Origin of the sequence: Kitasatospora sp. RG8, assembly GCF_017813315.1 — a bacterium.
Lineage (GTDB): Bacteria > Actinomycetota > Actinomycetes > Streptomycetales > Streptomycetaceae > Kitasatospora.
In genome coordinates, this window is sequence record NZ_JAGIYX010000018.1 from 185,365 (window position 1) to 192,088 (window position 6,724).

Here is a 6,724-nt window from a genome sequence, read left to right on the forward strand (position 1 = left end):
TGTGGTGAGCAGCATGCAGTTCGGAATCTTCACCGTCGGCGACGTCACCCCCGACCCCACGACCGGCCGCACCCCGAGCGAGCACGAGCGGATCAAGGCGATGGTGGCCATCGCCCGCAAGGCCGAGGAGGTCGGCCTGGACGTCTTCGCGACCGGCGAGCACCACAACCCGCCGTTCGTGCCGTCCTCGCCGACGACCATGCTCGGCTACATAGCCGCGCAGACCGAGCGCATCATCCTCTCGACCTCGACCACGCTGATCACCACCAACGACCCGGTGAAGATCGCCGAGGACTTCGCGATGCTCCAGCACCTCGCCGAGGGCCGGGTGGACGTCATGATGGGCCGCGGCAACACCGGCCCGGTCTACCCGTGGTTCGGCAAGGACATCCGCCAGGGTATCCCGCTCGCGATCGAGAACTACGCGCTGCTGCACCAGCTGTGGCGCGAGGACGTGGTGGACTGGTCCGGGCGCTTCCGCACCCCGCTGCAGTCCTTCACCTCCACCCCGCGCCCGCTGGACGGCGTCCCGCCGTTCGTCTGGCACGGCTCGATCCGCAGCCCGGAGATCGCCGAGCAGGCCGCCTACTACGGGGACGGCTTCTTCGCGAACAACATCTTCTGGCCCAAGGAGCACTTCCAGAAGCTGATCGAGCTCTACCGCGAGCGCTACGCCCACTACGGGCACGGCACGCCCGAGCAGGCGTACGTCGGCCTCGGCGGGCAGGTGTTCATGCGGAGGAACTCGCAGGACGCGGTGCGCGAGTTCCGCCCGTACTTCGACAACGCGCCGGTGTACGGGCACGGGCCCTCGCTGGAGGAGTTCACCGAGCAGACCCCGCTCACCGTGGGCAGCCCGCAGGAGGTCATCGAGAAGACGCTGACCTTCCGCGAGTCCTTCGGCGACTACCAGCGCCAGCTGTTCCTGATGGACCACGCCGGTCTGCCGCTGAAGACCGTGCTGGAGCAGCTGGACCTGCTCGGCGAGGAGGTCGTGCCGGTGCTGCGCGAGGAGTTCGCCAAGGGCCGGCCCGCCGAGGTCCCGGACGGGCCGACGCACGCCGCCCGGGTCGCGGCCGAACTCACCGCAGTGCAGCAGGAGGAGACGACGGAGGTGGCCAAGTGAGCACGTACAGGCTGGTGGTGGTCAGCGCCGGGCTGAGCAAGCCGTCCTCGACGCGCCTGCTGGCCGACCGGCTGGCGGACTCGACGGTCCGTCGGCTCGGCCTGGCCGGCGGGTCGGTGGAGGTCACGGTGGTCGAACTGCGTGACCTCGCCACCGACATCGCGCACAACTTCGTGACCGGGTTCCCCGGTGCGGCGCTGCGCGGGGCGATCGAGGCAGTGACGCACGCGGACGGCCTGATCGCCGTGACGCCGATCTTCACCGCGTCGTACAGCGGCCTGTTCAAGTCGTTCTTCGACGTGATCGACCACGACGCGCTGGCCGGCAAGCCGGTGCTGATCGCCGCCACCGGCGGCACCCCGCGGCACTCGCTGGCCCTGGAGCACGCCGTCCGGCCGCTCTTCGCCTACCTGCGGTCGGTGGTCGTCCCCACCGCGGTGTACGCGGCCACCGACGACTGGGGTACGACGGGGGACGGACACACCGGCGGCCTCCCGGGCCGGATCGACCGCGCGGCGGGGGAGCTGGCGGCCCTGCTGGCCGGCCGCGGCCCGGCGGGCGCGGAGCAGCCGGAGGCCGTGGTGCCGTTCGCCCAGCAGCTGGCGGCCCTGCGGGTCTGACGGCGGTGCGGCGAGCGGCGCGAATGGGGCGGGCCCGCGGGCCCGCCCCATTCGGCATGCCGGTGCCGGGCCTGACGGCGGCCGGGCCAAGGCCGCCCGCCGGGGTCGCCCGCCCGGGGCCGGGGTCGCCCGCCGGGGCCGTCGGACGTGTGTCGGCCGTGCCCGAATGTCCGCTCTGCGGTGTAATCGTGCGCATGATCAGATTTGCTGCGATCCACCCGGTCCCGCCCTCCCGGGAGCCCTGAGATGGAGTCCGCCGTGCCGTCCGGGCCCGCACTCCAGTCGCAGGCCGTGCTCACCCCGCTGACCAGCGCCGCGATCTTCCTCGTCCTCACCATCGACCCCGGCGGCGAACAGGTCGTCCGCGACCTGCTGCCCGACCTCGCCGGACTGCGGCGGGCGGTCGGCTTCCGCGCCCCGGAGGGCGGGCTGACCTGCGTCACCGGCATCGGGTCCGATGCCTGGGACCGACTCTTCGCCGGCCCCCGCCCCGCCGGACTCCACCCCTTCCGCGAGGTGGCCGGGGCCCGCCACCGCGCCCCGGCCACTCCCGGCGACCTGCTGCTCCACCTGAGGGCCGCCCGGATGGACCTCTGCTTCGAACTGGCCGGCCGGCTCACCCGGCGCCTCGCCGGTGCCGCCACCGTGGTCGACGCCGCCCACGGCTTCCGCTACTTCGACGACCGTGACCTGCTCGGCTTCGTCGACGGCACCGAGAACCCCGAGGGCCGGGCCGCCGCCGAAGCCGTCACCGTCGGCGCCGAGGACCCTGGGTTCGCCGGCGGCAGCTACGTCATCGTCCAGAAGTACCTGCACGACCTCGCCGCCTGGAACGCCCTGTCCGTCGAGCAGCAGGAGCGGGCCGTCGGCCGCACCAAGCTCGGGGACGTCGAGCTGGACGACGCGGTCAAGCCCCCGGACTCGCACGTCGCCCTCACCGGGGTCACCGGTCCGGACGGGAGGGAGCGGCAGATCATGCGCTTCAACATGCCGTTCGGGTCCTTCGAGGGGCAGGGGGAGTCCGGCACCTACTTCATCGGGTACGCGCGCACCCCCGAGGTGACCGAGGAGATGCTGCGCAACATGTTCGTCGGCCGGCCGCCGGGCACCCACGACCGGCTGCTCGACTTCTCCACGGCCGTCACCGGGTCGCTCTACTTCGTCCCGGCCGCCGCCCTTCTCGACGACCCGCCGCCCGCGCCCTCCCCGTCCGCCGGGGGAGCCGCCGGGGGAACCGCCGGGCAGGCCGCCGCGGAGGCCGTCACGGGAACCGCCGCGCACGCCGCCACCACCGTCTCCGTCCCCGCGCCCGATGGCTCGCTCGCCATCGGCAGTCTGAAGAGGACCCCCGTCCGATGAGCAACCTGCACCGCGACCTGGCCCCCGTCTCCGCCGCCGCCTGGGCGGAGATCGAGGAGGAGGCCCGGCAGACCTTCAAGCTCCACATCGCCGGCCGCCGCGTGGTCGACCTGCACGGCCCCGAGGGCCCCACCCTCGCCGCCGTCGGCACCGGCCACCTGACCGGCATCGCCCCGCCCGCCGACGGCGTCCTCGCGCACGCCCGCGAGGCCCGGCCGCTGGTCGAGCTGCGCGTCCCCTTCACCGTCGCCCGCGCCGCCGTGGACGACGTCGAACGCGGCTCCCGCGACTCCGACTGGCAGCCGGTCAAGGACGCCGCCCGGACCCTCGCCCTGGCCGAGGACCGCGCGATCTTCGAGGGCTACCAGGCCGCCGCCATCGAGGGCATCCGGGCCGGCACCACCAACCCGCCCATCCCGCTCCCCGCCGACGTCCGCGACTACCCCACCACCGTGAGCCAGGCCCTCACCGCCCTGCGCCTGGCCGGCGTCGGCGGCCCCTACTCGCTCCTGCTCGGCGCCGACCCCTTCACCGCCGTCAGCGAGACCAGCGACCACGGCTACCCCGTCGCCGCCCACATCGGCCGCCTCCTCGACGGCGAGATCATCTGGGCCCCGGCCATCCGGGGTGCCTACCTGCTCTCCGCGCGCGGCGGCGACTTCGAGCTCGTCCTCGGCCAGGACGTCTCCGTCGGCTACCTCTCCCACGACGCCGAGTCGGTCTCCCTGTACCTCCAGGAGTCGATGACCTTCCGCCTCTACACCGGCGAGGCCGCCGTCGTCCTGGGCGGCGAGGGGCCGTGAGCAGCCGAAGGGTACTGAGTTCCTTTACGCGGGGTACTGAGTGCCGTACTCTCTCCGGAGAGCCTCTGACGCCAGTCGAAGAGAGCCGACACGGCATGCCGGTCCAGGTGGCGCTTGTCGCCCGCAGGCCACACCCGGACCGCTCTTGGCACTCAGTACCCTCGGCATGACCTGAGGCCATGGACCAGTGCACCCGTAACAGGAGAACCGCTCATGAGCTTGAGGATCGTTGTCTGTGTGAAGTACGTGCCGGACGCGACGGGTGACCGTCGTTTCGCGGACGACCACACCACCGACCGGGAGGGCGTGGACGGCCTTCTGTCGGAGCTGGACGAGTACGGCGTGGAGCAGGCGCTGCGGATCGCGGAGGCGAACGGCGACGCCGAGGTCACGGTGCTGACGGTCGGGCCGGACGACGCGAAGGACGCGCTGCGCAAGGCGCTGTCGATGGGTGCGGACAAGGCCGTGCACGTGAACGACGACGACATCCACGGCTCGGACGTGATCGGGACGTCGGCGGTGCTGGCGAAGGCGCTGGAGAAGACCGGGTTCGACCTGGTGATCGGTGGCATGGCGTCGACGGACGGCACGATGGGTGTGCTGCCGGCGCTGCTGGCGGAGCGCCTGGGCGTACCGCAGGTGACGCTGCTGTCCGAGGTGTCGGTCGAGGGCGGCGTGGTGAAGGGCCGCCGGGACGGTGACGCGGCGACGGAGCTGGTGGAGGCCCCGCTGCCGGCGGTGGTGTCGGTGACCGACCAGTCGGGCGAGGCCCGCTACCCCTCGTTCAAGGGGATCATGGCGGCGAAGAAGAAGCCGGTCGAGTCGCTGGACCTGGACGACCTGGGCATCGAGGCCGACGAGGTCGGTCTGGGCGGGTCGTGGACGGCGGTCGAGTCGGTGGCGGCGCGTCCGGCGCGGACCGCGGGCACGGTCGTCAAGGACGAGGGCGAGGGCGGCAGGCAGCTCGCCGCCTTCCTCGCCGACCAGAAGTTCATCTGAGCCGGCCCACCCCTGACCCTGATCCAGCGAAACACGGAGACATTGAGCAATGGCTGAGATTCTCGTCCTGGTGGACCACGCCGACGGTGTGGTCCGCAAGCCGGCCCTGGAACTGCTGACCCTGGCCCGCCGGATCGGCGAGCCGTCGGCCGTCGTCCTCGGTGCCGGTGCGGCCGCCGCCGACATCGCCGCCAAGGCCGGCGAGTTCGGCGCGGCGAAGGTGTACGTCGCCGACGGCGCCGAGTTCGCCGACCAGCTGGTCGTCCCCAAGGTGGACGCGCTGGCGCAGATCGCCACGGCCGCCGGGGCCGGTGCCGTCCTGGTCACCTCCTCCGGCGAGGGCAAGGAGGTCGCCGCCCGCGTCGCGCTGCGGATCGGCTCCGGCATCATCACCGACGCCGTCGACCTGGAGGCCGGCGCGGACGGCCCGGTCGCCACCCAGTCGGTGTTCGCCGCGTCCTTCCAGGTGAAGTCCAAGGTGTCGCACGGCGCCCCGGTCATCACCGTCAAGCCGAACGCCGTCGCCCCGGAGGCCGCCCCGGCCGCCGGCGCGGTCGAGAACGTCACCGTCGCGTTCACCGGCAACGCCGCCAAGGTCGTCTCGCGCACCCCGCGCGTCTCCACCGGCCGCCCCGAGCTGACCGAGGCCGCCATCGTGGTCTCCGGCGGCCGCGGTGTCGGCGAGGCGTCCGGCTTCGGCGTGGTCGAGGAGCTCGCGGACGCGCTCGGCGCGGCCGTCGGTGCCTCGCGCGCCGCCGTCGACGCCGGCTGGTACCCGCACAGCAACCAGGTCGGCCAGACCGGCAAGCAGGTCTCGCCCCAGCTGTACGTGGCCAACGGCATCTCCGGCGCCATCCAGCACCGGGCCGGCATGCAGACCTCGAAGACCATCGTGGCCGTCAACAAGGACCCGGAGGCCCCGATCTTCGAGCTGGCCGACTACGGCGTCGTGGGCGACCTCTTCGAGGTGCTGCCGCAGCTCACCGGCGAGGTGAAGGCCCGCAAGGGCTGATCCGGCGGACAGCGGACCACACACGCCGGAGGGCGTGGCACCGGGTACCCGGTGCCACGCCCTCCGGCGTTCGGCGTGCGGCCGCCGCTACTCCGCGAAGGCCGCCAGGTGCTGGGTGAAGCCGCCCTGGTTCGGCGGCAGCGGGCGCGGCTCGGCCGGCAGGACCCGCTCGACCTCCTCCTGGGGGAGCAGCGTCAGCTCCGGCTGGTCGGAGTCGGCCGACGGCGTGAGCCGGACCTTGGTGCCCACCGGGACGGTGCTGCGCAGGCCGTTGACGATGCACCAGACGTCGAAGCCCTCGGCCATCCTGATCAGCGACTTCTGCCGGGCGAGCGGCGTCCGCGCCTGCTCGACGGCGCAGCGGCGCACCACGCCGGTGCCCTCGCTGCGCTCCAGCCGCAGGTCGGTGGAGCCGCAGGTGGGGCAGAGCAGCCGCTGGAAGGTCGGGTTGTTGCACCACGTACAGCGCTGGAAGTAGAGCGGGGCGCTCCCGGCTTCGGCGTCGATGGCTGAGTGGACCACGGTGTCATCTCCCTGCTCTCGGACCTGGCTTCCGGACTGAGAAAAAGGATAGGGAACTCAGTGCCGCCCTGTGAAGGCACTGAGTTCCCTTTTTGCTGCGCGCATGCATAATGAAGGGTACTGAGTACCGTCGTGAAACAGGAGTGCCGATCATGAGCCAGGACTTCGATCTCTTCCGGATCTCCGAGGAGCACGAGATGCTCCGTGAGGCGGTGCGTTCGCTGGCCGAGGCGAAGATCGCTCCGTTCGCGGCGGAGGTGGACGAGCAGGGTCGGTTCCCGCA

The 6,724-nt window shown here is 72.3% G+C and carries 8 protein-coding genes; 7 read left to right on the forward strand and 1 reads right to left on the reverse strand.

The window, feature by feature from the left end; all coding sequences use genetic code 11:
- Nucleotides 1–13: 13 nt before the first annotated feature.
- The 6 genes from J5Y04_RS25575 (at nt 14) to J5Y04_RS25600 (ending at nt 5,919) form a co-directional block, all read left to right on the forward strand.
- Entirely contained in the window at nt 14–1,126 is a 1,113-nt protein-coding gene (locus J5Y04_RS25575; protein WP_209414602.1) for an LLM class flavin-dependent oxidoreductase, read from the forward strand.
- On the forward strand, nt 1,123–1,746 hold the full coding sequence (locus J5Y04_RS25580; protein ID WP_209414604.1) for an FMN reductase: 624 nt from the start codon (nt 1,123–1,125) through the stop codon (nt 1,744–1,746). The genes J5Y04_RS25575 and J5Y04_RS25580 overlap by 4 nt, the downstream gene beginning before the upstream one ends.
- 246 nt (nt 1,747–1,992) lie before the next feature.
- On the forward strand, nt 1,993–3,105 hold the full coding sequence (locus J5Y04_RS25585) for a Dyp-type peroxidase (RefSeq protein WP_209414606.1): 1,113 nt from the start codon (nt 1,993–1,995) through the stop codon (nt 3,103–3,105).
- Nucleotides 3,102–3,908 carry a family 1 encapsulin nanocompartment shell protein gene (locus J5Y04_RS25590; protein ID WP_209414608.1) on the forward strand — a complete coding sequence of 269 codons (807 nt, stop codon included), beginning with the start codon at nt 3,102–3,104 and terminating at the stop codon, nt 3,906–3,908. The genes J5Y04_RS25585 and J5Y04_RS25590 overlap by 4 nt, the downstream gene beginning before the upstream one ends.
- Before the next feature lie 213 nt (nt 3,909–4,121).
- Nucleotides 4,122–4,907 carry an electron transfer flavoprotein subunit beta/FixA family protein gene (locus tag J5Y04_RS25595; protein ID WP_209414610.1) on the forward strand — a complete coding sequence of 262 codons (786 nt, stop codon included), beginning with the start codon at nt 4,122–4,124 and terminating at the stop codon, nt 4,905–4,907.
- Nucleotides 4,908–4,956: 49 nt separating this feature from the next.
- Complete coding sequence (locus tag J5Y04_RS25600; protein ID WP_209414612.1) at nt 4,957–5,919, forward strand: electron transfer flavoprotein subunit alpha/FixB family protein; 963 nt, start codon at nt 4,957–4,959, stop codon at nt 5,917–5,919.
- An 87-nt stretch (nt 5,920–6,006) separates the two neighbouring features.
- On the opposite strand, the gene J5Y04_RS25605 is transcribed toward J5Y04_RS25600, so the two are convergent.
- Complete coding sequence (locus tag J5Y04_RS25605; RefSeq protein WP_209414614.1) at nt 6,007–6,441, reverse strand: hypothetical protein; 435 nt, start codon at nt 6,439–6,441, stop codon at nt 6,007–6,009.
- A gap of 152 nt (nt 6,442–6,593) precedes the next feature.
- On the opposite strand from J5Y04_RS25605, the gene J5Y04_RS25610 reads away from it, so the two are divergent.
- The coding region (locus J5Y04_RS25610; protein ID WP_209414659.1) for an acyl-CoA dehydrogenase family protein at nt 6,594–6,724 on the forward strand (131 nt) is incomplete at its 3' end.